General features: G+C 65.1%; 19 protein-coding genes. 9 read left to right on the forward strand and 10 right to left on the reverse strand.

Annotated features, from left to right (window positions below):
- Together SOX55_RS05235 and SOX55_RS05240 are read right to left on the reverse strand one after the other, a co-directional pair.
- Entirely contained in the window at positions 1–2,040 is a 2,040-nt protein-coding gene (locus SOX55_RS05235; protein WP_325286382.1) for a SpoIIE family protein phosphatase, read from the reverse strand.
- Between the two features lie 183 nt (positions 2,041–2,223).
- Positions 2,224–2,754 carry a nitroreductase family protein gene (locus SOX55_RS05240; protein ID WP_325286383.1) on the reverse strand — a complete coding sequence of 177 codons (531 nt, stop codon included), beginning with the start codon at positions 2,752–2,754 and terminating at the stop codon, positions 2,224–2,226.
- Between the two features lie 129 nt (positions 2,755–2,883).
- Between SOX55_RS05240 and SOX55_RS05245 the strand changes: the two genes are divergently transcribed.
- From SOX55_RS05245 to SOX55_RS05260, 4 genes are all read left to right on the forward strand, one after another.
- Positions 2,884–4,047: a pyridoxal phosphate-dependent aminotransferase gene (locus tag SOX55_RS05245; RefSeq protein WP_325286384.1), complete on the forward strand. Its 1,164-nt coding sequence runs from the start codon at positions 2,884–2,886 to the stop codon at positions 4,045–4,047.
- A gap of 96 nt (positions 4,048–4,143) precedes the next feature.
- Positions 4,144–4,614, forward strand: coding sequence for an RNA polymerase sigma factor (locus SOX55_RS05250; protein ID WP_325286385.1), 471 nt, complete (start codon positions 4,144–4,146; stop codon positions 4,612–4,614).
- A complete protein-coding gene (locus SOX55_RS05255; protein WP_325286386.1) occupies positions 4,611–5,408 on the forward strand; it encodes a hypothetical protein in 798 nt (265 codons plus the stop codon). The genes SOX55_RS05250 and SOX55_RS05255 overlap by 4 nt, the downstream gene beginning before the upstream one ends.
- A gap of 128 nt (positions 5,409–5,536) precedes the next feature.
- The gene (locus tag SOX55_RS05260) at positions 5,537–6,514 is read left to right on the forward strand and encodes a lysine exporter LysO family protein (RefSeq protein WP_325286387.1); all 978 of its coding nucleotides are present in this window, start codon (positions 5,537–5,539) and stop codon (positions 6,512–6,514) included.
- Between the two features lie 39 nt (positions 6,515–6,553).
- Here the strand turns inward: SOX55_RS05260 and SOX55_RS05265 are convergent, their stop codons facing one another.
- The 4 genes from SOX55_RS05265 to SOX55_RS05280 all read right to left on the reverse strand — a co-directional run bounded on the left by SOX55_RS05265 (position 6,554) and on the right by SOX55_RS05280 (position 9,380).
- Complete coding sequence (locus SOX55_RS05265) at positions 6,554–6,793, reverse strand: hypothetical protein (protein WP_325286388.1); 240 nt, start codon at positions 6,791–6,793, stop codon at positions 6,554–6,556.
- Between the two features lie 146 nt (positions 6,794–6,939).
- Complete coding sequence (locus SOX55_RS05270) at positions 6,940–8,139, reverse strand: vWA domain-containing protein (RefSeq protein ID WP_325286389.1); 1,200 nt, start codon at positions 8,137–8,139, stop codon at positions 6,940–6,942.
- A gap of 1 nt (position 8,140) precedes the next feature.
- Entirely contained in the window at positions 8,141–8,965 is an 825-nt protein-coding gene (locus SOX55_RS05275; protein WP_325286390.1) for an AAA family ATPase, read from the reverse strand.
- A 127-nt stretch (positions 8,966–9,092) separates the two neighbouring features.
- On the reverse strand, positions 9,093–9,380 hold the full coding sequence (locus SOX55_RS05280) for a hypothetical protein (protein WP_325286391.1): 288 nt from the start codon (positions 9,378–9,380) through the stop codon (positions 9,093–9,095).
- Between the two features lie 184 nt (positions 9,381–9,564).
- Here SOX55_RS05280 and SOX55_RS05285 point away from each other — a divergent pair, with 184 nt between their 5' ends.
- Genes SOX55_RS05285 through SOX55_RS05295 form a run of 3 tightly spaced genes read left to right on the forward strand, consistent with a single transcriptional unit; the run spans position 9,565 to position 12,123 of the window.
- Entirely contained in the window at positions 9,565–10,323 is a 759-nt protein-coding gene (locus tag SOX55_RS05285; RefSeq protein WP_325286392.1) for an ABC transporter ATP-binding protein, read from the forward strand.
- Positions 10,316–11,134 carry an ABC transporter permease gene (locus SOX55_RS05290; protein WP_325286393.1) on the forward strand — a complete coding sequence of 273 codons (819 nt, stop codon included), beginning with the start codon at positions 10,316–10,318 and terminating at the stop codon, positions 11,132–11,134. Before SOX55_RS05285 ends, SOX55_RS05290 begins: the two co-directional genes overlap by 8 nt.
- Entirely contained in the window at positions 11,131–12,123 is a 993-nt protein-coding gene (locus SOX55_RS05295; RefSeq protein WP_325286394.1) for an ABC transporter substrate-binding protein, read from the forward strand. The genes SOX55_RS05290 and SOX55_RS05295 overlap by 4 nt, the downstream gene beginning before the upstream one ends.
- A 51-nt stretch (positions 12,124–12,174) precedes the next feature.
- On the opposite strand, the gene SOX55_RS05300 is transcribed toward SOX55_RS05295, so the two are convergent.
- The 4 genes from SOX55_RS05300 to SOX55_RS05315 all read right to left on the reverse strand — a co-directional run bounded on the left by SOX55_RS05300 (position 12,175) and on the right by SOX55_RS05315 (position 17,802).
- The gene (locus SOX55_RS05300) at positions 12,175–13,512 is read right to left on the reverse strand and encodes a YjiH family protein (protein WP_325286395.1); all 1,338 of its coding nucleotides are present in this window, start codon (positions 13,510–13,512) and stop codon (positions 12,175–12,177) included.
- A gap of 320 nt (positions 13,513–13,832) precedes the next feature.
- Entirely contained in the window at positions 13,833–14,402 is a 570-nt protein-coding gene (locus SOX55_RS05305) for an ECF transporter S component (protein ID WP_325286396.1), read from the reverse strand.
- A gap of 138 nt (positions 14,403–14,540) precedes the next feature.
- Positions 14,541–17,129, reverse strand: coding sequence for an ATP-dependent chaperone ClpB (clpB, locus tag SOX55_RS05310; protein WP_325286397.1), 2,589 nt, complete (start codon positions 17,127–17,129; stop codon positions 14,541–14,543).
- A 25-nt stretch (positions 17,130–17,154) separates the two neighbouring features.
- Entirely contained in the window at positions 17,155–17,802 is a 648-nt protein-coding gene (locus tag SOX55_RS05315; RefSeq protein WP_325286398.1) for a CopG family transcriptional regulator, read from the reverse strand.
- 234 nt (positions 17,803–18,036) lie between these two features.
- Between SOX55_RS05315 and SOX55_RS05320 the strand changes: the two genes are divergently transcribed.
- Together SOX55_RS05320 and SOX55_RS05325 are read left to right on the forward strand one after the other, a co-directional pair.
- A complete protein-coding gene (locus SOX55_RS05320; protein ID WP_325286399.1) occupies positions 18,037–19,554 on the forward strand; it encodes an HAL/PAL/TAL family ammonia-lyase in 1,518 nt (505 codons plus the stop codon).
- 183 nt (positions 19,555–19,737) lie between these two features.
- Complete coding sequence (locus SOX55_RS05325; RefSeq protein ID WP_325286400.1) at positions 19,738–22,779, forward strand: AAA family ATPase; 3,042 nt, start codon at positions 19,738–19,740, stop codon at positions 22,777–22,779.
- The last annotated feature ends 94 nt before the right edge of the window (positions 22,780–22,873 follow it).

The raw sequence follows: 22,873 nt of genomic DNA on the forward strand, positions 1-22,873 counted from the left end.
TCACACCTGCCGCTTCCCCTCCGGCAGACACAGCACCTGCACGCCGCAGTCATCCTGCCGGCTGCCCCGGCGGGCCGCCTCCGCCATCACCAGCCCCGCCAGGATCTGGGGGTCCGTACCCTCCCAGCCTGCCAGCAGGTCCTGCAGCCACTCGTCCCCCAGGGCGTCGGCCACGCCGTCGCTGACCATGACGGTAAAGGTTCCCCGCTCCAGGCGCAGCCGCGTCACATCCGGCGGCGTCTGGCCGTCCCGCAGGCCCGGCGGCAGGGCATGGCCGGTAATGCGGCGGACGCTGCCCCCCTTTTTCACGTAGGTGGGGGCCGCGCCGTATTTGTAGAGGGCCGCGTCCCCGTCTCCCAGCTCCACCGTCAGAAGGTCAATGGTGGCGAAGCTGCCCGTCTCCTGGCTGCGGAGGGCCAGGGCGGCGTTGAGGGTCTTCAGGGCCGCCGACGGCTCCACCCCCGCCTCCAGAAACTGCCGCAGAAGCCGGTTGGTGAGGGCGGACTCCCGCCGGGCGCTTTCGCCGCTGCCGCTGCCGTCGCTGAGCAGCAGGCACAGCCGCCCCGTGTCCGTCTCAAAGGAGCTGACGCTGTCGCCGCAGACGCTCTCCCCCTCCCGGGGCTGGAGGGCCGCGCCGATGCGGTAGGGCAGCCGCTCCCCCGCCGCCGGCACCGCCGCCCCCAGGTCCGCCGCCGCGGCGCTGAGCAGCTCCCCCATCTGGGCGTACTGGCCCCGGGCGCTGCGGCGGGCGTCCTCCACCTGGCGGCGGTACTGCCGCCGCAGCAGAAAGGCGGAGGTCTCGCCGTCCACGGCGGTGAGGAATTCCGTCAGGTGGATGCACCGGCCGGTGAAGTGGGCGGGGTAGTCCTTGGGCAGCGAACGCCCCCGCTCCAGCAGGAAGGGGGTGGCGTCGTTGAGGGCGTTGAAGGTGGACACGTACTCCTTTTTCCAGCACAGCTCACACAGGGCGCAGCCCCGGCACACCTTCTCCGCCGCCCGGTCAAAGATCACCGCCGGGTTCTCCCCGCCGCCGTCAGGGGCGGTGCGGCCCAGGGTGTCATACAGATCCCGGAAGGCCGCCGCGGCCCGGCCCAGCCGCCGTTTCAGCCCCTCCGGCGAGTCGGAGCGCTCCTCCGTCCGCTCCCGGCGGAGCAGCCGCTTGCCGCCGAAGACCCGGGCTGGGATCAGCACAAACACGATACAGCCCACCGCCGCCTCCCCCACCAGGGACACGCCCCAGGGTTCCGTCACCGGAATCATCAGCGCCAGTGTCCCGGCGGCGCACACCGCCGCCGCCCACAGCCGGCCGCAGCCGGACCGCCACCCTGCCAGCAGCCCCAGCAGGCCGTAGGCGGCGGTGTAAAACAGCGTCCCCGTCCCGGCGCACAGGTCCGCCAGCAGCCCGGTCCACAGCCCCACGGTCATGCCCCGCACCGGGCCGTCCCGCCAGCCCGCCGTCACCAGCAGGGCGCACAGCAATCCCCGGCCGGGGGACAGCCCGCCGATCTCCGGCTCCGTCAGCGCCAGCAGCAGCGTGGCCGCCAGAAACACCGGCGCATCGGGGGAGGGGGCCGCCCGCCCCGGCGCCGGCAGCGCTCCGTAGGCCCGGGCCGCCGCGCCGCAGAGGACCGTGCCCACCAGGCAGTCCGGCAGGCGGCTGAGGGGCGACGCCGCCTGGAGGACATAGGCCATGTCCACCGCACAGAACAGCGCTGCCGCCAGGACCGGCACCGCCCGGGGCCGCTTCATCACCCGCAGACCCTGCAGCGCCGCGGCGGTGGTCACCAGCAGCACCGCCACCGCCAGGTGGGGCAGCCCCCGGTCAAAGCTGAGAAACAGCACCGCCCCCAGCCCCGTGCCCGCCAGCGCCGCCATGCCGTCGCCTCCGGCGCCGGCCGCCGCCACCCAGCCCAGGGCAAAGGGGGCCGCCCCGGAGGGCAGACGGGCCGCCGTCAGCGCCGCCGCCAGGAAAAAGCGGATGCCCCAGTTCAGATAACGGACCGGGTTGTCCCGGTCCAGACGCAGCTGTTGGAATTCCACGGCTTGTCCCTCCCGCCTTCGTTTTTCCTCATTCTACCAGTCGGGAAAGAAGAAACCCGTCGGGAAAGGCGGACGGCGGAGCGTCCAGCGAAAAAATTTGGGCACAGGACGGCGCAGGCGCCTTTTTCCGGGAAAAAATCCCCGTCCGCCGGTTTTCCGGCGAACGGGGAAGCGTTCCGGCGGTCAGACCCGCACTATCCGGCCCTCCCGCCGGGGCGCGGCGGGGGCAGGTTCCCTGTGGGCATAGCCCAGGATGCAGAAGCCCACGCCCTCCAGCCGCTCCGGCAGACCCCATGCCCGCAGCTGCGCCTTGCCCTCCGGGGAGGCAAAGAACTCCTCCGCCCGGTTCACCCAGCAGGAGGCCACTCCCAGACTCCAGGCGGCGTTCATCATGGCTCCCAGGGCCAGGGCGCCGTCCCGCTGGCCGTTGATGGCGGTGGTGGCCTCCGGGTCCGCCAGCACCGCCACCGCCACCGGCGCGCCGTAGAAGGGCTTCCCGTCGGGAATGCCCTGAATGGCGGCGTTGGCCCGCTCCAGGGCGTCCCGGGTGGCCCGGTCCTCCACCGTCACCAATGTGACGGACTGGCGGCCCATGGCGGAGGGCGCGTACAGCCCCGCCTCCAGAATAGCCCGCAGCTTCTCCTCCTCCACGGCGTCGGGGCGGTAGCCGCGGACGCTCCGCCGCTCCAGCAGCGTTCTGATGGTTTCGTTCATGGCGATCTTCCTTTCCGTTTTTTTGTTTTTCTCATTTTACCACGGGAAAAGGCGGTTGGCAAACGCTTCCGGGTGTGCTATACTTGCCGTGAAAAACCGACTTTAACGGATTAATAAGGAGTGATCTCTATGCCCAAGCCCCTCTCCGCCCGCACGGAGTGCTTCACCGATTCCGTCATCCGCCGCATGACCCGGGTTTCCATGCAGTACGGCGCCGTCAACCTGTCCCAGGGGTTTCCTGACTTTGACCCGCCCCAGGCCATCATGGACCGACTGGCGGAGGTGGCCCACGAAGGGCCCCACCAGTACGCCATCACCTGGGGCGCCCCCAACTTCCGCCAGGCCCTGGCCGCCAAGCAGCGGCGCTGCATGGGGCTGGACATTGACCCGGAGCGGAACATTGTGGTGACCTGCGGCTCCACCGAGGCCATGATGTGCGCCATGATGACCGTGGCCAACCCCGGCGACAAGGTGGTGGTGTTCTCCCCCTTCTATGAAAACTACGGCGCCGACGCCATCCTCTCCGGCGCGGAGCCCATCTACGTGCCCCTGGTGCCTCCCTCCTTCACCTTCGACCCGGAGGTGCTGGAGGACGCCTTCCGCCAGCACCCCAAGGCCCTGATTCTCTGCAACCCCTCCAACCCCTGCGGCCGGGTGTTCACCCGGGCGGAGCTGGAGACCATCGCCGCCCTGGCGGAGAAGTATGATGTGTACGTCATCACCGACGAGGTGTATGAGCACATCGTCTACGCCCCCCATCAGCACACCTATTTCGCCGCCCTGCCGGGCATGGCGCAGCGGACCCTCTCCTGCTCCTCCCTGTCCAAGACCTACTCCATCACCGGCTGGCGCCTGGGCTACATCATCGCCCCGGAGGAGATCATTGACCGGGCCAAGAAGGTCCATGACTTTCTGACGGTGGGCGCCGCCGCGCCGCTGATGGAGGCCGTCATTCCCGCCCTGAACTTCGGTCAGGACTACTATGACGGCCTGCTGGAAAAGTACACCCACAAGCGGGACCTGTTCCTGAAGGGCCTGGACGATCTGAAAATCGCCCACACCACGCCGGAGGGTGCCTACTACGTGCTGCTGGACATCGGTGAGTACGGCTACGAAAGCGACCTCGAATTCTGCGAGGCCCTGGCCCGGGAGGTGGGCGTGGGCGCCGTCCCCGGCTCCAGCTTCTTCCGGGAGGACGTGAACCACCTGATCCGGCTCCACTTCGCCAAAAATGACGAGACCCTGTACGACGCCCTGAACCGTCTGGAGGGCATCCGCAGGCTGAAAAAGTAACGCGCGCTTCCCGGGCCGGAGGGTCCGGGAAGTTTTTTTGCGCCGGTGGGAAATTTCCGCCGCCTCACGCGTATTTGAGGTGAAAGGAGTGAGACCGTGAACGACGACGAGATCCGCCGCCTGGTGGAGCAGTACAGCCCCTCGCTGCTGCGGCTGGCCTGCACCCGTCTCTCCCCCGCCGACGCGGAGGACGCGGTGCAGGAGGTGTTTCTGAAGCTGGTGACTGCCCGTCCCATGTTCCAGGGCCCGGAGCATGAGAAGGCGTGGCTCATCCGCGCCACCCTCCACCGCGCAAGCGACATCCGCCGCCGGGCGGACCGGCGGGCCGTCTCCCTGGAGGAGACCGGCACCCAGATTCCCGCCCGGGAGGACAACGTGCCCACGCTCCTTTCCGCAGTACAGGCGCTGCCGGAGGCCTACAGCGCCGTCATCCACCTGTACTACTACGAAGGCTATTCCATCAAAGAGATCGCAAAGCTGCTGCGGCTGCCCGCTTCCACCGTGGGGACCCGTCTGGCCCGGGGCCGGGAACGGCTGCGCCGCATGCTGAAGGAGGAGATGTCATGACCCATCGGGAATACCGGGAGGCCTTTGACCGGATTTCCTTTTCCCCCGACTTTCCGGAGCGGACGGAAGCTCTGCTGCGCCGGCAGGCGGACAGCGCGGCAGCGGAAAGGAATTATCCCATGAACCGCACGAAAAAAACCACCCTGCTGATTGCCGCCGCCATCGCCCTGCTGACCCTCAGCGTCTCCGCCGCCCTGGTGTGGCTCACCCCCGCCCAGGTGGCGGAGCGGACCGCCCAGCCCCTGCTGGCCGCCGCCTTTGAAAGCGACAGCGCCGTTGTCATCAATGAAAGCCGGACCGTGGGGGACTGTACCGTCACCCTCAGCGGGCTGGTGTCCGGCGCGGACCTGTCCCGCTGCCCCGCCGAATACAACGGGGAACTGATCAGCGACCGGACCTACGCCGTGTTCTCCCTGGCCCGCACCGACGGGCAGCCGCTGGAGGAGCTGCCCGACAGCCTGAGCTACTCCCCTCTGGTCAGCGGGTATCACGTCAGAGCCGTCAACAGCTGGACCCTGGGTGCCGGCTGCCAGTCCTTTGTGGAGGGCGGCGTGGCCTACTACCTGTATGACACCCGGAATCTGGAGATGTTCGCCGACCACACGGTGTACTTCGCCGTGTACGAGGGCGGCGTCCCCTCCCCCGCCCTGTTCCCCACGGTGGAGGACGGCACCATCTCCCTGGCGCCGGACGTCACCGGTGCCCTGTTCACCCTGCCGCTGGACCCCGCACAGGCGGACCCCGCCGCGGCGGAGGCCTTTGTGGAGGCCACCGGTCTGGAATTCATCGGCTGAGCGCGTGCTTCCGGGTCCTTTTCCCCACCTCCGGGCAGGGTTGCGCCGGAACGGCCCATCCGGTATAATCCCGTTGACAGACCGCCCCAGAATCCAGCTTGTTTCGCGGTCGGAACGGAGATTTTTCCATGGCTTTACTGATTCTCTACTGGAGCATTATGATCGCCGGCTACCTGCTGGCCTCCGCGCTGCGGCGCCGTGCCCGGCGTCTTCGCTTTACCGGCAGGCTTCTGAACTCCATCGTCTGCGTGCTGGTCTTTCTCATGGGTCTGCGCATGGGCGCCAACCGGGAGGTGACGGCCAGCCTGGCCGCCATCGGCGCCCAGGCGGTGTTCATCACGGCGCTGACCATGGCGGGCAGCATGGCGGCTGCCTATGCCGTCCGCCGGCTGCTGGGAATCGACCGCCGCGGCCGGCCGGCGGGCAGTGCCCTCCGGCAGACCCCGGGGGAGGGGCAGGCCGCCGGGCAGACGGACCTGAACAGCGTCCGCTCCTCCCTGCTGATCTTCGGAATGGCCGCCGCCGGCATGGTCTGCGGCTACCTGCTGCTTCTCCGGCCCGGCATCCGCCTGGAGGCCTTTTTCGCCGTCTCCGACCTGTGCATGACGGTGAGCCTGTGCATTCTGCTGGGTGCGGTGGGCTTCAGCCTGGGCCTGGAAAACCGGCTGGGGGACATGCTCCGGGGGGCGGGACCGGCGGTGGTGCTGGTGCCGCTGGCCTCCGTGGCCGGCACGCTGCTGGCCGGCGCCGTCTATGCGGCCCTCTCCCCGGTGACGCTGCGGGAGGGACTGGCCATCAGCGCCGGCTTCGGCTGGTACTCCCTGGCCCCCGGCATCATCTCCGGCGCGGGACACGCCGTGGCCGGCGCCATCTCCTTTCTCCACAACGTGCTGCGGGAGATGCTGGGCATCATCCTCCTGCCGCTGGCGGCGGCGAAAATCGGCTGCGTCGAGGCCGTCACGCTGCCCGGCACCTGCGCCATGGACGTGTGCCTGCCCATTGTGGAGCGCACCTGCGGCGCCGAAACCCTGCCCTACTCCCTGACCACCGGCATGGCCGCCTGCCTGTTTTCGGCGCTGCTGGTGCCCCTGTTCATGGGCGTATAAGCACGAAAAAGCCTGACAGCTTTGGCTGTCAGGCTTTTTTCAATCCAGATACTCTCCCGTATCGTAGCTGTTGTACTGCCGCTTGATGCGGATCAGCAGGGAACCGTCCTCCTGGGGCCGCTCCTCCAGAACCTTGTAGGCCGTGCGGCCCCGGTCCAGCTGGACCAGATAGTGGCGGTACTCGGCGTCGGTCATGCGGGCAGCCTCGGCGGCGGTGGGCGCGTCCTTGGCGGCGAAGCGGATGGTCTGCTCCAGGCAGGCGGACTGAATGCGTTTCACAGGCGTCTCCTCCTTTCGGATACCCTGATGATACCATTTTCCGCCGCCGTTTCGTAAGAAAAATTTTTCGGAAAATTCAGATTTTGTGCAGGATTGAAAAATATTTTCCCGCAAAATTTGTGTAAATTTTTCTTTCTGCGAACTTCTCACCGGCTTACCATCAGCCGCTTCAGCGCCCGGTCCAGCCCGTCGATGGACAGGGGGAACATGGGCACCTCCTGGCGCAGCAGGGCGATGCTGGAGCGGCCGTGGATATAGTCCCAGCTGCGCTCCGGCATGGGGTTCAGCCACACCAGATGGGAAAAGCGTTTGGCCAGCAGGCGGATATAGTAGATGCCCGGCTGGGAGTTGTAGTGGTAATAGTCGATGCAGCCGCCCTTTTCCGTCAGCTCCGACAGGGCCATGGCCCCGTCCCCTACCAGAATCACCCGCCAGTCGGGGGACATGCCGTTGAGGACCTTCTCCGTGTCCACGCTCTCGCTGCGCCAGAAATCCGGGGTCAGGGCCAGCGTCTCGTAGGGGCAGTTGTGGAAGTAGTAGGTTTTCAGGGCCTTGAAGTGGTTGGACTGGTGGGCCGCCCGGAACAGCTGGCTGCAAAGCTGGGTGTAGGGCCACATGGACCCGCCGCTGTCAAACAGCAGCAGCAGCTTCAGGTCATTGGTGCGGGGCCGGTCGAACACCAGCTTCAGATGGCCCGCGTTGTCGCAGGTGGCCTGAATGGTGGGCTCCAGCTGCAGCTCGTCCTTGGGGCCCTCGTTCCGGCTGGACAGCTGCCGCAGCCGGCGGAAGGCCATCTGGAACTGGCGGATGTCCAGAGTGGTGTCCCGGCGGAAGTCCTGATACTGCCGCTGGGCGGCCACCTGCACCGCGTTCCGGTGGCGGCCCTCGCCGCCCACCCGGACGCCGATGGGGGCGTAGCCGGAGTTGCCGAAGGGGGAGGTGCCGCCGGTGCCCACCCACTTGCTGCCGCCGTCATGGCGCTCGTGCTGCTCCCGGAGCCGCTGCTCCAGCATCTCCCGGATGCGCTGCAGGTCCAGGCCCGCGAAGCGGCGGTCCACCTCGTCCTTCTCATATTCCCGGGCCTTGACGGGGGTGGCCAGCCAGTCCAGCAGCTCCTGGGGCAGGTCCTCGATGGTTTTCACGTCCCGGAAAAACTCCAGAAACGCCCGGTCGAACTTGTCGAAGTCCGACTCCGACTTCACCAGCACCGCCCGGCACAGGTAGTAAAACCCGGTGAGGCTGGAGTTGTGCAGCCCCTGGTGCATGGCCTCCATCAGGCTCATCCACTCGTTGAGGGACACCTTCAGCCCGCTGGCGCGGAGAAAGTAGAAGAAATCCGTGAACACGTTACCACCCTCTGCTCTTGCCGGCAGGCTTCTTCACCTTTTCCAGGTCCTCCGTCTTTTTCAGCAGCACGCCGGCAAAGGGAACGGTGTCCCGCAGCTTCTGGGGGTCCGCGCCGCCGATCTCCAGGGCCTGCAGCCAGTCCAGCAGCTCCGAGGTGCTGGGCTTCTTCTGCAGGACGTAGTTGTCCCGGATCAGGTAGAACGTCTCCATGGCCTGGGCCAGCAGCTCGTCGTCAATGCGGGGGTAGTGGGCCCGGACGATGCGCTCCATCATCTCCTTGTCCGGGAACTGGATATAGTGGAAGATGCACCGGCGCAAAAAGGCGTCCGGCAGCTCCTTTTCCGCGTTGGAGGTGATGATGACGATGGGGCGGTGCCTGGCCCGGACCGTCTCCTTCGTCTCCGGGATGTAGAACTCCATCCGGTCCAGCTCCCACAGCAGGTCGTTGGGGAACTCCAGGTCCGCCTTGTCGATCTCGTCGATCAGCAGCACCACCTGCTCCTCCGAGCGGAAGGCCTCGCCCAGCTTGCCCAGCTTGATGTACCGGGCGATGTCATTGACGCCCTCACCGCCGAACTGGCTGTCATACAGCCGGGCCACGGTGTCATAGACGTACAGGCCGTCCTGAGCCTTGGTGGTGGACTTGATGTTCCAGATGATCAGGTCCATGTTCAGCTGGTCCGCCACCGCCTGGGCCAGCTGGGTTTTGCCGGTGCCCGGCTCGCCCTTGATGAGCAGCGGCTTGCCCAGGGCGCGGGCCACCTCCACGCTGCTCAGCAGCTCCTCCGAGGCGATGTAGTGTTCACTGCCGGTAAATGCTTTCATAGGGGAATTCTCCTTTTGTGTTTTGATTTGGGGCTATTGTACCCGAAACAGGCCGGTTTGTAAAACATTGTTTTGCAAACCGGCGTAAAAACAAAAACAGGGGCGCACTGCGCCCCTGTTTTCCGGTTTATTTTCCGGCAGCCTGGTCCGCCAGCCGGTCCAGCTTCTTGTTGCGGATGGTCAGCGCCAGGTCGATGGACACCATCAGCAGATCCAGCAGATACACCGCCACCACGTAGCTGACCTTGCCGGTGAGGATTTTGCCGGTGATGCCGCAGATGTAGCCGATAATCACCAGCGTCTGGAAGCCGATGCTCTTGCCCCGGGCCGTCCGGGACCGGTAGGACTTGGCGATGTTGAAGGGCCAGGACACACCGAAGCACACCAGCATCATGGTCTCAAAAATTTCTCCCATAGAACCGTTCTCCTTTTCGCGCACACTGAGTTTTCCGGCCGGAGCCGATTTTTTCTCCAATTTTGCACCATTTTTCGCCGCTTGTCAAGAAAGGCCGTCCGATTTTTTGCCGTGGAGCAAACCGGAGCGGCGGCGCATAGATTGTCGGGAAAGCCTTTTCAGCAGCCAAAGGAGGCACGTCGCCATGATGATCGAACTGCGGCAGGCGGCCCTGACCTATCAGTCGCCGGAAGGCGAGACGGAGGCTCTGCGGGACATTACATTCGACATGGAGGAGGGGGAATTTCTCAGCATCGTGGGGCCTTCCGGGTGCGGAAAGTCCACGCTGCTGTCCCTCATCGCGGGACTGGAGCGGCCGGACCGGGGTCTGGTGGCGGTGGACGGCGAGGCCGTCACCGCCCCGTCTCCCAAGGTGGGGTTCATGCCCCAGCGGGATCAGCTGTTTGAGTGGCGCAGCATCTGGAGCAACGTGACGCTGGGGCTGCAGGTGACCCGCCGGAACGACCCTGCCCGGCAGGCGCGGGTGCGCCAGCTGCTGGAGCGGTACGGCCTGGCGGACTTCGCCGGCAAGCGGCCCTCCCAGCTCTCCGGCGGGATGCGCCAGCGGTGCGCCCTGATCCGGACGCTGGCCGCCGACCCCTGCATCCTGCTGCTGGATGAACCCTTCTCCGCCCTGGACTACCAGACCCGTCTCTCCGTCTCCGCGGACATCCATCACATCATTCGTCAGGAACACAAGACCGCCCTGCTGGTCACCCATGATATTTCGGAAGCCATCGCCCTGTCGGACCGGGTGGCGGTGCTGTCGAAACGGCCCGCGGTGGTCCGGTCCGTCCACCAGCTGGGGCCGCTGCGGACCCTCTCCCCCATGGAGCGGCGCGGCGCCCCGGAGTTTCAGGAATTTTTCAATCTCATCTGGAAGGAGCTGGATGTGAATGGCTGAACAGCCGACTCTCTCCCCCGCCCGGATTGCCTACCTCCGCCGCCGCAGGCGGCGAAGAGCCGCCGTGGCCGCGGCCAGGGGGCTGCTGCTGGCGGGGGGATTGTGCCTGTGGGAGGCCGCCGCCCGCCTGGGGTGGGTGGACGCCTTCATCGTCAGCAGTCCCAGCCGGGTGGCGGCCACGCTGGCGGGGCTGTGCCGCTCCGGGGAGCTGTGGCTCCACGTGGGGGTATCCTGCTGGGAGACGGCGGTGGGCTTCACCCTGGGCACCGCCCTGGGCACCCTCATCGCCGCGGCATTGTGGTGGAGCGACACCCTCTCGGAGGTGCTGGAGCCTTACCTGGTGGTGCTCAACGCCCTGCCCAAAACCGCCCTGGGCCCCATTTTCATCGTCTGGATGGGGGCAGGCACCGGGTCCATCATCGCCATGACCCTGGCCATCTCCGTCATTGTCACCATTCTCAATATGCACGTGGGCTTTCTCTCCACCGACCCCAGAAAGATTCAGCTGATGCGGACCCTGGGCGCCACCCGGCGCCAGATCTTCACCCTGCTGGTGTTCCCCGCCAACTACGCCGCGTTGTTCAACACCCTGCGGGTGAACGTGGGCCTCAGCTGGGTGGGGGTCATCATGGGGGAGTTTCTGGTGTCCCGGGCGGGACTGGGCTACCTCATTGTCTACGGCTCCCAGGTGTTCAACATGGACCTGGTCATGGCCACCGTTCTGCTGCTGGCCGCGGCCGCCGTGGTGATGTATCAGCTGATTCTGTGGCTGGAGGCCTTTCTGAAAAACCGTTTAGGAGTGATCGCATGAAAAAAATCTGTTCCGTCCTGCTGCTCTCCGCCCTGCTGCTGTGCTGCGGCTGCGGAGAGAGAAAAGCGGAGTCCGTCACCGTCCGGCTCAACGAGGTGACCCACTCCGTATTTTACGCCCCCCAGTACGCGGCCATGAAGCTGGGCTTTTTCGCCGACGAGGGGCTGGACATTCAGCTGACCAACGGCGGCGGCGCCGACAAGGTGATGACCGCGGTGCTCACCGGCCAGTCGGACATCGGCCTGGCGGGGCCGGAGGCCTGCATCTACGTCCACAACCAGGGGAAGGAGGACGCCCCGGTGGTGTTCGCCCAGCTGACCAAGCGGGACGGCTCGTTTCTCATGGGCCGCACCGACGAGGACTTCACCTGGGAGTCTTTGCGGGGCAAAACCGTCATCGGCGGCCGGAAGGGCGGCGTGCCGGAGATGACCCTGGAGTACGTCATGAAGCAAAACGGCGTCATCCCCCACGCGGACGCGGCGGTGGACACCTCCGTCCAGTTCAACATGATGGCCGGGGCCTTCAGCGGCGGCAGCGGCGACTATGTGACGTTGTTTGAGCCTACCGCCACGGAGATGGAGCAGAGCGGCAAGGGTTACATCCTCTGCTCCATGGGCCAGGAGAGCGGGGAGATTCCCTACACCGCCTATTTTGCCGCCCCCAGCTACATCAGCGCCCACGAGGACGTGATCCGGGGCTTCACCAGCGCCGTGGCCAGAGGGCAGCGCTGGGTGCGGGACCACACCCCGGAGGAGGTGGCCGCAGCCATTGCCGACCGGTTCCCCGACACGTCGGAGGAGACGCTGGCGGCGGTGGTGCGGCGGTACCAGGACATCGACGCCTGGAACGACACGCCGGTGATGAAGCAGGAGGCCCTGGAGCGGCTGGAGACCGTGATGGAGTCCGCCGGGGAGCTGGAGCGCAGCCAGTGGGTGGACTTCACAAAGCTGGTGGATAACCGCTTCGCCGAGGAGGCCGCCCAATCCTGAGTACACAGAGAAAGGCCGGGAGCGTTTGCTCCCGGCCTTGGCCGTTTTCGTTTACAGGAGAATGCCGAACATGGGGAACAGGAACCGGACCACTACGCCGGCCAGAACCAGCGACAGGATCACCCGTTCCACCCAGACAATGAGGATGTCCTTCAGGGAGATGTCGATGTCGGTGCCCATGATGCAGGGGATGGAGGCGGAGAAGAACAGAATCTCGGACACGCAGACGATGGCGGTGACATACTGGGCCATGGGAGACGCGGTGGCCACGATGTTGGCGGGGAGGAACATCTCCGCCAGGGAGATGGCGCAGGCCTCGCCCATCATGACGGCCTCGCTGCCGAAGCCGACCAGCATGGCAAAGGGAACGAAGATATAGCCGATGATGCTGAACAGGGGGGTGTACTCAGCGATCAGCAGGCCCAGGAAGCCCACAGACATCAGGGAGGGCGCAATGCCCAGCGCCATGTTGATGCCGTCGCCGAAGTTCTTCACAATGCCCTCCCAGATGCCGGGGGCGTTGGCGCAGGCCTCCAGGCCCTCGTTCAGGGCGGTCTTCAGCAGGCCGGCCTCGGTGGAGGGCTCGGGGATGACTTCCATGCCCTGATAGCCGGTGTCGGGCTTCTTGCTCAGGGGATAGATGCGGGTGGTGAGGGCGGTGACGATGAAGGTGATGATCAGGGTGGACCAGAAGTAGACGTTCCAGTGGTCCATCAGGCCCAGGGTCTTGGCCACCACCACCATGAAGGTGGCGGAGACGGTGGAGAAGCCGGTGGCGATGATGCAGGCCTCCTTGACGGAGTAGTAGCCCTCCTTGTGGACCCGGTTGGTGATCAGCAGACCCACGGAGTAGCTGCCCACGAAGGACGCCACGGCGTCCACGGCGGAGCGGCCGGGAGTCTTCCAGATGGGCCGCATGACGGGCCGCATGAACACGCCGATGAACTCCATCAGGCCGTAGTTGATGAGGAACGCCAGGAACACGGCGCCCACCGGCACCAGGCAGGACACCGGCAGAACCACCTTGTTGTAGATGAAGGGCAGCATGTCGCCGTCAAACCAGCGGGCGGGGCCCATCTTGGTCAGCCAGATGAACATGGAGGGGATGGCCAGCAGCTTCAGGAACGAAAAGACCATGGTGACCTTGTTCTTGTTCCAGGTCTTGCGGATGAAGGGCCACACGGCGCCCACCAGGACGATGCCGGTGCCGTAGACCAGCTCAAAGAAGGGAATCTTGCGGATGTAGGTCACCACGTGGTCCACGGGGATGGAACTCTTGCCGCCGATGGAGATGGTGACAAAGAACATGAAAATGCCGATGGCGTTGAGCAGGATAAACTTCGCGATATTTCCGCCGCTCCTCGCCTTGTCGCTCATTTGCTTACTCATAAATGATTCCTCCCAAACTTCTCTCCAGATGTGTGAAACCGTCCCGGCTGCGCACCCCTCTCTTTCCGCCAATACCCAGGCTCTTAACGGTTTCTGAACAAGCTTATTATAGGTCCCCGCCCATACGATTACAATATACCGGGAAGATTCTGGAAATTTTTCTGCGTATTCAACGATATTTTGACGGATTTTCCGGAAATGTGCACAAGAAATTTGCAACTCCTTCTTTCTCCGGCGTCATTTTCGGTCGCTTTTTCCGTTTAAAGAGGCACAAAAATGCCGCGTCCGGCTTCGGACGCGGCATTTTTGTGTTTTCCCAGTCAGCTCCGGCCCCGGATTTTGGCCAGCTGGCCGGCCCGCTCCAGGGCGGGCCGCAGGGCCGTATACAGGATGGGGGCGGCGATCATGGCCGCCGCGGCGTTGATCATGGAGGCGGGCAGCTTGCCCAGCATGGTGGCCCACACGGTGTCGGCGGGGTAGCCGTAGACGAACTTCTGGTACACGAAGGTCTTGAGCATGTACAACGCCACGTAGGTCAGGGCGCCGATGACGCAGGCGGCGACATTCCAGCCGTGCTTTCTGGCCTGGGGGTCGCCGGCGAAGGCGATTTTCGCGCAGACCCAGGCCATCAGGAACTTGGACACAAAGGTGATGGCGCACTGGATGATGTCATAGCCGCCCCACAGGGCGTCATACAGGGCGGAGCCCAGCCCCGCGGCCAGACCGCCGGCGGCAGGACCCATCAGAAGGCCGCTGAGCAGGCACATGGCGTTGGCGAAGTGGACCTTGGAGCCCAGCAGGGGAAAGCGGAAAAAGGTGACGACGCACACCAGCGCCGCCAGCACCGCGCCGTACACCAGGCGGTGAAAGGAGCTGCTGTTCTGTTTCATACGGTAAATCCTCCCAGTGAGATAGTGTGCCCATCATACGGCAGGATTGACCTTGTTTCCATACCCAGTTTCCGCATTTTTTATCAGGCCAGGTCGGTCAAAACGAAGGCCCCTCCGCCGGGAGGGGCCTTCTGAAACTCATTTCTTGCCGCAGACCAGCTCTCCGTTTTCCGCGTCCAGCACCAGCGTGGTGCCGGCGGGCAGGTCGCCCCGGAGAATCTCTTTCGCGATGAGGGTCTCCGCGCCGCTCTGGAGGCAGCGCTTCAGCGGCCGGGCGCCGTAAATGGGGTCGTAGCCCCGGTCGATGATCAGGCTCTTTGCACCGTCGGTGACCTCCAGCTTCAGCGTCTTGTCCGCAAGGCGCTTCCGCAGGCCGCTGAGCAGAATCTCCACAATGCCGCTGAGGTTCTCCCGGGTCAGGGGGCGGAACAGGATGATCTCGTCCAGCCGGTTCAAAAACTCCGGGCGGAAGGACCGCTTCAGCAGGGCCATGACGGCCTCCCGGGCGGAGTCGGCGATGGAGCCGTCGGTCTGGATGCCCTCCAGCAGCTCCTGGGATCCCAGGTTGGAGGTGAGGATGATGATGGTGTTCTTGAAGTCCACGGTGCGGCCCTGGGAGTCGGTGATGCGGCCGTCATCCAGAATCTGCAGCAGGATGTTGAACACATCCGGGTGGGCCTTCTCCACCTCGTCAAACAGCACCACGGAATAGGGCTTCCGGCGGACGGCCTCCGTCAGCTGGCCGCCCTCGTCATAGCCCACGTAGCCCGGAGGGGCGCCGATGAGCCGGGACACGGAGAACTTCTCCATGTACTCCGTCATGTCGATGCGGACCATGCTGTGCTCATCGTCAAACAGGCACTCCGCCAGGGACTTGGCCAGCTCCGTTTTGCCCACGCCGGTGGGGCCCAGGAACAGGAAGCTGCCGATGGGCCGGTTGGGGTCGGCGATGCCGGCCCGGGACCGCTGGATGGCCTCGCTGACCAGCCGGACGGCCTCGTCCTGGCCCACCATCCGCTTGTGGATGATGTCGGGCATCCGCAGCAGCTTCTCCCGCTCCCCTTCCATCAGCCGGGACACGGGGATGCCGGTCCACTTGCTCACAATGTCGGCAATCTCGTTCTCCGTGACGGTATCGTGGACCATGGAGTTTTCGGCGGTGTGGCCGCCGGCGGCCTCCGCCTCCTTCAGCTGCTTTTCCAGCGCCGGCAGGTCGGAGTACTGCAGTCGGGCGGCCTTTTCATACTCCAGCGCCGCCTGGGCCTGCTCGATCTCCCCGTGGAGCCGGTCGATGTCGGCCTTCAGCTGCTTCACCCGGTCCACGCCGCTCTTCTCCGCCTCCCAGCGGGACTTCATGGCGTTGAACTGCTCCTTCTCGTCGGCCAGCTCCCGCTTCAGCTCCGCCAGCCGGTCCTTGGACAGCTGGTCGTCCTCCTTTTTCAGGGCCATCTCCTCGATCTCCTGCTGCATGATCTTCCGGCGCAGATCGTCCATCTCGGCGGGCATGGAGTCGATCTCCGTGCGGATTTTGGCGCAGGCCTCGTCCACCAGGTCAATGGCCTTGTCCGGCAGGAAGCGGTCGGTGATATAGCGGTCCGACAGCGTGGCGGCGGCCACCAGGGCGTTGTCATGGATGCGGACGCCGTGGAAAATCTCGTAGCGCTCCTTCAGGCCCCGGAGGATAGAGATGGTATCCTCCACCGTAGGCTCATCCACCTGCACCGGCTGGAACCGGCGCTCCAGCGCCGCGTCCTTCTCGATATACTGGCGGTACTCGTCCAGGGTGGTGGCGCCGATGCAGTGCAGCTCGCCCCGGGCCAGCATGGGCTTCAGGAGGTTGCCGGCGTCCATGCTGCCCTCGGTTTTGCCGGCGCCCACAATGGTGTGCAGCTCATCGATGAACAGGATGATCCTGCCCTCGGACTTGCGCACCTGCTCCAGCACGGCCTTCAGCCGCTCCTCAAACTCGCCCCGGTACTTGGCGCCGGCAATCAGGGCGCCCATGTCCAGGGAGAAGATGGTGCGGTCCTTCAGGCCCTCCGGCACGTCCCCCCGGACGATCCGCTGGGCCAGGCCCTCGGCGATGGCGGTTTTGCCCACGCCCGGCTCGCCGATAAGCACCGGGTTGTTCTTGGTCTTCCGGGACAGGATGCGGATCACGTTCCGGATCTCGCTGTCCCGGCCGATCACCGGGTCCAGCTCCTTGGTGCGGGCCCGCTCCACCAGGTCCGTGCCGTACTTTTTCAGGGCATCGTAGGTGTCCTCCGGGTTGTCGCTGGTGACAGGGTTGGCCTTCACCTTGCTCAATTCTTCGGAAAACCGGGAGCGGGTGACGCCGTGGTCCTGCAGCAGCTGCTTCACCTGCTGCGTGCCCTCGGAAAACAGCGCCAGCATCAGGTGCTCCACCGACACATACTCGTCCTTCAGCTTCTCCGCCGTCTTTTCCGCCAGGGTCAGCGTCTTCCCCAGCTCCGGGGAGGCGTACACCTGGGTGCTGCTGCCGGAGACCTTGGGCAGGCGGCCGATGAGGCCGTCCAGCTCCGACAGCACGCCGTCCACGTTGACGCCCATCTTGCCGAAGATGGAGCCGATGAGGCCGCCGTCCTGGTCCAGCAGGGCGTAGAGCAGATGCTCCGGCGTCACGTATTGGTTCTGGTTCTCCTGGGCCATGGACTGGGCCGTCTGAATGGCCTCCACGGTCTTGCGGGTATATTTCTCAGCGTTCATACAATCACCTCATTCAGATACAATGTCAGATCAGCAGCTTCCGCTGCCGCAGGTCCTCCCGGTAGGCCTGTTCCACCTGCCGGGGCGTCAGGCTGCCGCCCAGGTAGCCCTTCAGCAGCCGGTCAAACAGCTGCACGTAGTCGGAGATGGCGGCGGCAATCTCCCCGGCGGTACACTCCTGCCGGGGCAGGGCAATGGGCCGGACGAAGCGGCCGTCATACAGCGAGCAGGTGAGCTGCGCCCCCATGGCCGGGGCCAGCCAGGCGCTCTCCACGCGGACCCACAGCCGGAAAAACTCCGTCAGCGCCCCGATCAGCTCCGCCGACTGAGTGCGGAAGATGACGCTCAGCTCTCCCAGCACCCCCCGGCCGGTGCGGTCCAGCTCCACCTCGTACTTCACCGTGGGCCGGTACTTGTAGGCCAGGCTGGATTTCAGGGACATGGTGGGGGAGTTGGGGGCGAAGAAGGGCACCAGCTCCTGCCCCGGCGCCACCAGCTCCTCGATGGTCCGGAAAATGTCGTTGATGCGCTGCTCCGGCGTGGACAGGTCCAGGTACTCCGCCAGAATCTGGTTCACCAGAGCGGATCGGTTGGTTCCCGTCCGGTGGGCCATGGCGTCCACCGCCCGCACCACGTCCTCCGACAGCATCAGACTATACAGGTTTTTCTTCATCGTGCACCTCCTTGGTTCTTTCGATTGGTATCATGCACCCGGCTTAAACTTTTGTCAAGTAATTTATATAAAGTTTTTAACGAGTTATGGAAAGATTCACACATTGTTCATGTTCCGCCGCCGTCCGCCCTATTTTCCCCGGTTTTCGCCGCCCCAATCCCCCGGTTCCACGAAAATTCGACGCCGGGGCTGTATGATAAGCTTGTAAATTATGCGAAAGTGAGGGAAAACACCATGGAAGCACTGATTCTGGACGGCAGACACCTGACTCTGGAGACGCTGCATCAGGTGGTCTATGACCGCCGCCCGGTGGAAATTGACCCCGAAGCCCTGGACCTGGCCCGGAAGGCCCGGCAGGTGCTGTTCGACATGGCCGCCGAGGGCCATCCCGTGTACGGGCTGAACCGGGGCGTGGGCTGGAACAAGGACAAGGAGTTCGACCCCGACTTTTTTGAGCAGTACAACCGCAACCTCATCAACAGCCACTCCCTCAGCGTGAAGCCCTTCTGCACGGTGGAGGAGGTCCGGGCCATGATGTGCATCCGGCTGAACACCGCCCTTTGCGGCTCCACCGGCATCTCCGCGGAGATTCTCACGCTGTACAAGGAGTTCCTGAACCGGGGCATCCATCCCCGGGTGCTGCGCCGGGGCTCCATCGGCGAGGGGGACATCTCCACGCTGTCCCTCATCGGCCAGACCATGATCGGCGAGGGCGTGGTGGAGTACCGGGGCATGACGGTCCCCGCCATCCAGGCCCTGCGGGCCGAGGGCATGGAGCCTGCCGTCATGGGGCCCAAGGACGGCCTTTCCATCGTCTCCTCCAACGCCCAGGGCGAGTCCATTGTGGCGCTGGTGATCTACCAGACGGAGCAGCTGCTGCGGGAGTCCAACGCCATCTTCTGTCTGGGGCTGGAGGGCCTCAACGGCGGACTGCAGCCCCTGGGCCGGAAGGTCAACGCCCTGCGGGGCCTGCCGGGCCAGCAGACGGTGGCCGCCGACTGCCGCCGGTATCTGGAGGGCAGCTATCTCAGCCGGCCGGACCCCAAGCGGGCGCTGCAGGACCCCCTCAGCTTCCGCTGCGGCAGCGCCATCGGCGGCACCGTGCTGGACGCGCTGAACTTCGTGAAGCAGTACATGGAGATGCAGATCAACGCCACCGACGACAACCCCTGCATCTTCGCCGACGAGGGCACCACCTCCGTCAGCCAGAACTTTGAGACGACCACCCTGTCTCTGGGGGTGGAGATGCTGGCCAGCGCCCTGGCCCACCTGTCCAAAACCATCTGCTACCGGCTGACCCACCTGGCGGACCCGGCCTTCACCGGCCTGAGCCGCTTCCTGACCCCCGTGGACGTGAAGGTCATCGCCTACTGCGCCATTCAGAAGACCTTCACCTCCCTGGACGCGGAGAACCGGATGCTGGCCAACCCCAGCTCCATGGACTTCATGGCCGTGGCCGGCAACATCGAGGACCACGCCAGCAACCTGCCTCTGGCCGCCTCCAAGGTGCTGCAGATTCTGGACAACCTGCGCTACATGATGGGCATCGAGCTGATCCACGCCGCCCAGGCGGTGGACCTGCGGGGCAGGCCCGCTCTGGGCAGGGTCACCGGCCCCGTGTTCGACGCCTTCCGCAAAGAGGTGCCCTTCCTGGACGCCGACCGGAACCTGAGCATCGACATTGAAAAGGCCTACCGCTTCATCGCCGACGGCCGTCTGGACGCGGCCATCCGCCAGGCGGACACCCACTGAAGCCTGTTTTCCTCTCTTACCGGGTACAGCCGCCGGCTGTGCCCGGTTTTTCGTTGATGAGAAAGATATTTTTCAACGTTTTTCGATTTTTCCCATTGCTTTCCCCGAAGCAGTATATTACAATAGTAATTTAATAAAGCCCGCGTGCCGGCTCCCGCCGCGCCGCCGAAAGGAGGCCCCGCCATGCCTGTTCTCACTGCCCGGTTTTTCGGTTCCCCCTCCGTCACCATGGACGGTCAGGCCGTCTCCCTGCCCTACAAGAAAGCGGAGGGACTGCTGTACTACCTGATTCTCAGGCGTAAGGTTTCCCGCAGTGAGCTGATCGGCCTGCTGTGGTCCGACGTGGATTCCTCCACGGCGCTGAAAAACCTGCGCCACGCCGTCTACTCCATCCGCAAGGAGCTGGACTGCGACCTGTTTGTAGGCGGGCAGCGGTCCGTGCTGGAGCTGCGGCCGGACCTGGAGATCCGCTGCGACGTGACGGATTTTCTGGACAGCGGCGACCTGTCCCTTTACCGCGGGGAGTTTCTGCGGGATTTCAGCATTCCCCGGGCCGGTTCCTTTGACGAGTGGCTGACGGACCAGCGCAGCAGCCTGCAGTCCCACTATCTCAAGCGGCTGCTGGCGGAGGAGAAGGAGGCCTTCCGCGCCGGCGACCTGCGCCGGGCGGAGCGGTACGGCCTGGACTACATTGCCGCCGACCCCCTGGAGGAGTCCGCCGTGGTGGTGCTGATGGAGGTCTACGCCGCCCAGAAGAAGTTCCGCAAGGCCATCGGGCTGTACCATGACCTGTGCAGGAACCTGTCCGCCGAGTTCAGCATCTCCCCCCTGAAGGAGACCACCGCCCTGTACTACCGCATTGTCAACGAGTGGAACACCTCCACCTACAAGATTGAAGAGCAGTCCCACCACCTGCTGGTGGGCAAGGAGCCGGTGCTTCGGCGGCTGCTGGCGCTGTGCAACGGTCAGGCAGAGGACCGGAAGTTCTCCTGCGGCCTCATCGAGGGAGAGGCCGGCGTGGGCAAGACCTACATTCTGGACCACATTCTGAACCACTACGACTTTTCCGACTGGCTGGTGTGCCGGGGGTCCTGCTACCCCTCCGAAGCCAACGCCGCCTACTCCGTGTGGAACGGCATCATGCTGACGCTGGTGTCGGAGATGGAGTCCCGGCACCTGACCGTGCCGGAGAACTGCCGCAAAACCGCCGCCGGGCTCTTCCCCTGCTTCGCCCTGGATGCCGAGCAGGACTACGTGGCCCCCAACGGGGACTTCTCCCGCCAGGCCAGCTCCCATGCGGCCCAGGAGAGCACCCTGCTGATTCTGTCGCTGGTGGCCAAGCGGGTGCCGGTGCTGCTGGTGTTTGAGGACATCCACTGGATGGACAAGCCCAGCGCCGAGATGCTGGGGCTGTTTCTGCGGCGGCTGCGGAACCTGAACGTGACGGTGCTGTGCACCGCCCGGGACATTGTGCCGCCCCACGTCCGGGAGCTGATTGACAACGCCCGGCGGGACAAGATTCTGGAGCGGTTCCCCCTGCGCCAGTTTGACCGGGCGGAGACGGTGCAGTTTCTCAACTACTACCTGGGAGAGGAGCAGGCCGCCGGCCGGGCGGACCAGATCTACCAGTACACCGGCGGCAACGCCCTGCTGCTGACCCAGCTGGTCAGCGCCATGCGGGAGCCGGGCGGCTCCATGGACCTGCCCCAGGACCCGGAGGCCCTGATCAGCTACCGGCTGTCCAACCTCAGCAGCGACCAGCGGCAGGTGCTGGACCTGATCGCCGTGTTCACGGAGTGGGTGTCCATCGACGCCCTCACCTCCATCCTCACCAAAAACGCCCTGGAGCTGATGTACCTGTGCGACCAGCTGAAGCAGCGGGCGCTGATCTCCGAGTCCACCCGGGACAACGAGCTGTGCTACGCCCCGGCCCATGACCACATCCGGGTGGTTCTGACCCGCCAGCAGTCGGAGTCCACCCGCCGCATTCTGCACCTGCGGGTGGCCCAGTATCTGGAGACGAAGCACGCCGGTCAGATTCCCACTTCTTTGTATGACCGGTTGATTTACCACTACACCGCCGGCGGCGACCGCTTCAAGGTGTTCCACTACCACGTGCTGTCCCTGGACGCCTTCACGGGGCTGTGCTGCGAGCTGCTGCCCACCCTGAACACCGACTCCGGCGTCACCGTGCCCAACGAGGAGGGGCTGCTGGATTACTTCCAGTCCCTGGAAAAGGAGCTGGAGGGCCTGCGGCGCTCCGGAGCCAACGGCGGAGAGCTGGACCGGCTGGAGCTGCATCTGCTCCACGCCAAGAGCCGCTACTGCATCCACAACGGCTATTATGACGAGGGCCTGGCCACCCTGGACCGGATGATTGCCCGCTGCGAGGCCACCGGCAGCCGGGAGATGCTGGTGAAGGCCCACCTGCAGATCGTCTATTACGGCATCCAGACCTATGACACCGACGCCATGGAGGCCCATCTGGCCATTGTGGAGCCGCTGCTGGACGACCGGGAGCTGACGCCGGACCGGGGCGTGTACCTGCGGTTGTCCGGAGCCACGTGCCTGCTGCAGGGAAAGTACGAGGAGGCCCGTCCCCTGCTGTGGGAGGCCATCCGCACCTTCCAGGCCCTGGACCCCGGCGTAGACGGGCAGTACACCATCAACATCGCCGGTGCGTACTATTACATCGCCGAGACCTACCGGCTGGAGTGCAACTACGAGGAGGCCTGCCGCTACTACGATCAGGCCATCCTCTACAACCGCAGCCGGGACTACTACCCCGGCGTGGCGGTGCTGTACACCAACTACGGCGTCACTGTCTGGCAGAAGGGGGACAAGACCACCGCCCGGCCGCTGTTTGAGCACGCCGAGCGCATCTACAGGGACTCCCACGAGTACTCCTGCTACCCCATCATGCTGGCATATCTGGCGGTGTATGACACAGAGGACGGCAATTACGCCTCCGCCGCCGGGCGGCTCCGGGAGGCCATGGAGGTGAGCCAGCGGCTGGCCTCTCCCTGGTGGATGGGCATCACCATCTACCAGAGCTGGGAGATCCGCCGGCTGCTGGAGCAGCGGGGGCTGGAGGTTCCGGAGCTGACGGAGCTGTGGCCCGCGGATCCGGCGGAGCACTGCCGCTGGGCGCTGAACTACCTCCACCGCCTGCAGCCCCGGATCGAGTCCAGGGAGCTGGAGGAGGCTCTGGCGTCCCTCACCTGACACCCCGCCAGGCACTCCCGGCGGTCCCTGATCACCCATCAGGCGCGTTCTCCCCGGAGAACGCGCCTTTTTCCCGCTTCCGCTCCGCCGCTTT

The organism is Dysosmobacter sp. (genome assembly GCF_034093755.1).
In the GTDB taxonomy this organism is placed as follows: Bacteria; Bacillota; Clostridia; order Oscillospirales; family Oscillospiraceae; genus Oscillibacter.

Excerpts from the sequence above, each read along its gene's own strand:
- SOX55_RS05240 (WP_325286383.1), bottom strand. The coding sequence starts at position 2,754 with ATGAACGAAACCATCAGAACGCTGCTGGAGCGGCGGAGCGTCCGCGGC.
- SOX55_RS05245 (WP_325286384.1), top strand. The coding sequence starts at position 2,884 with ATGCCCAAGCCCCTCTCCGCCCGCACGGAGTGCTTCACCGATTCCGTC.
- SOX55_RS05255 (WP_325286386.1), top strand. The coding sequence starts at position 4,611 with ATGACCCATCGGGAATACCGGGAGGCCTTTGACCGGATTTCCTTTTCC.
- SOX55_RS05260 (WP_325286387.1), top strand. The coding sequence starts at position 5,537 with ATGGCTTTACTGATTCTCTACTGGAGCATTATGATCGCCGGCTACCTG.
- SOX55_RS05275 (WP_325286390.1), bottom strand. The coding sequence starts at position 8,965 with ATGAAAGCATTTACCGGCAGTGAACACTACATCGCCTCGGAGGAGCTG.
- SOX55_RS05280 (WP_325286391.1), bottom strand. The coding sequence starts at position 9,380 with ATGGGAGAAATTTTTGAGACCATGATGCTGGTGTGCTTCGGTGTGTCC.
- SOX55_RS05285 (WP_325286392.1), top strand. The coding sequence starts at position 9,565 with ATGATGATCGAACTGCGGCAGGCGGCCCTGACCTATCAGTCGCCGGAA.
- SOX55_RS05290 (WP_325286393.1), top strand. The coding sequence starts at position 10,316 with ATGGCTGAACAGCCGACTCTCTCCCCCGCCCGGATTGCCTACCTCCGC.
- SOX55_RS05295 (WP_325286394.1), top strand. The coding sequence starts at position 11,131 with ATGAAAAAAATCTGTTCCGTCCTGCTGCTCTCCGCCCTGCTGCTGTGC.
- SOX55_RS05300 (WP_325286395.1), bottom strand. The coding sequence starts at position 13,512 with ATGAGTAAGCAAATGAGCGACAAGGCGAGGAGCGGCGGAAATATCGCG.
- SOX55_RS05305 (WP_325286396.1), bottom strand. The coding sequence starts at position 14,402 with ATGAAACAGAACAGCAGCTCCTTTCACCGCCTGGTGTACGGCGCGGTG.
- clpB (WP_325286397.1), bottom strand. The coding sequence starts at position 17,129 with ATGAACGCTGAGAAATATACCCGCAAGACCGTGGAGGCCATTCAGACG.
- SOX55_RS05315 (WP_325286398.1), bottom strand. The coding sequence starts at position 17,802 with ATGAAGAAAAACCTGTATAGTCTGATGCTGTCGGAGGACGTGGTGCGG.
- SOX55_RS05320 (WP_325286399.1), top strand. The coding sequence starts at position 18,037 with ATGGAAGCACTGATTCTGGACGGCAGACACCTGACTCTGGAGACGCTG.
- SOX55_RS05325 (WP_325286400.1), top strand. The coding sequence starts at position 19,738 with ATGCCTGTTCTCACTGCCCGGTTTTTCGGTTCCCCCTCCGTCACCATG.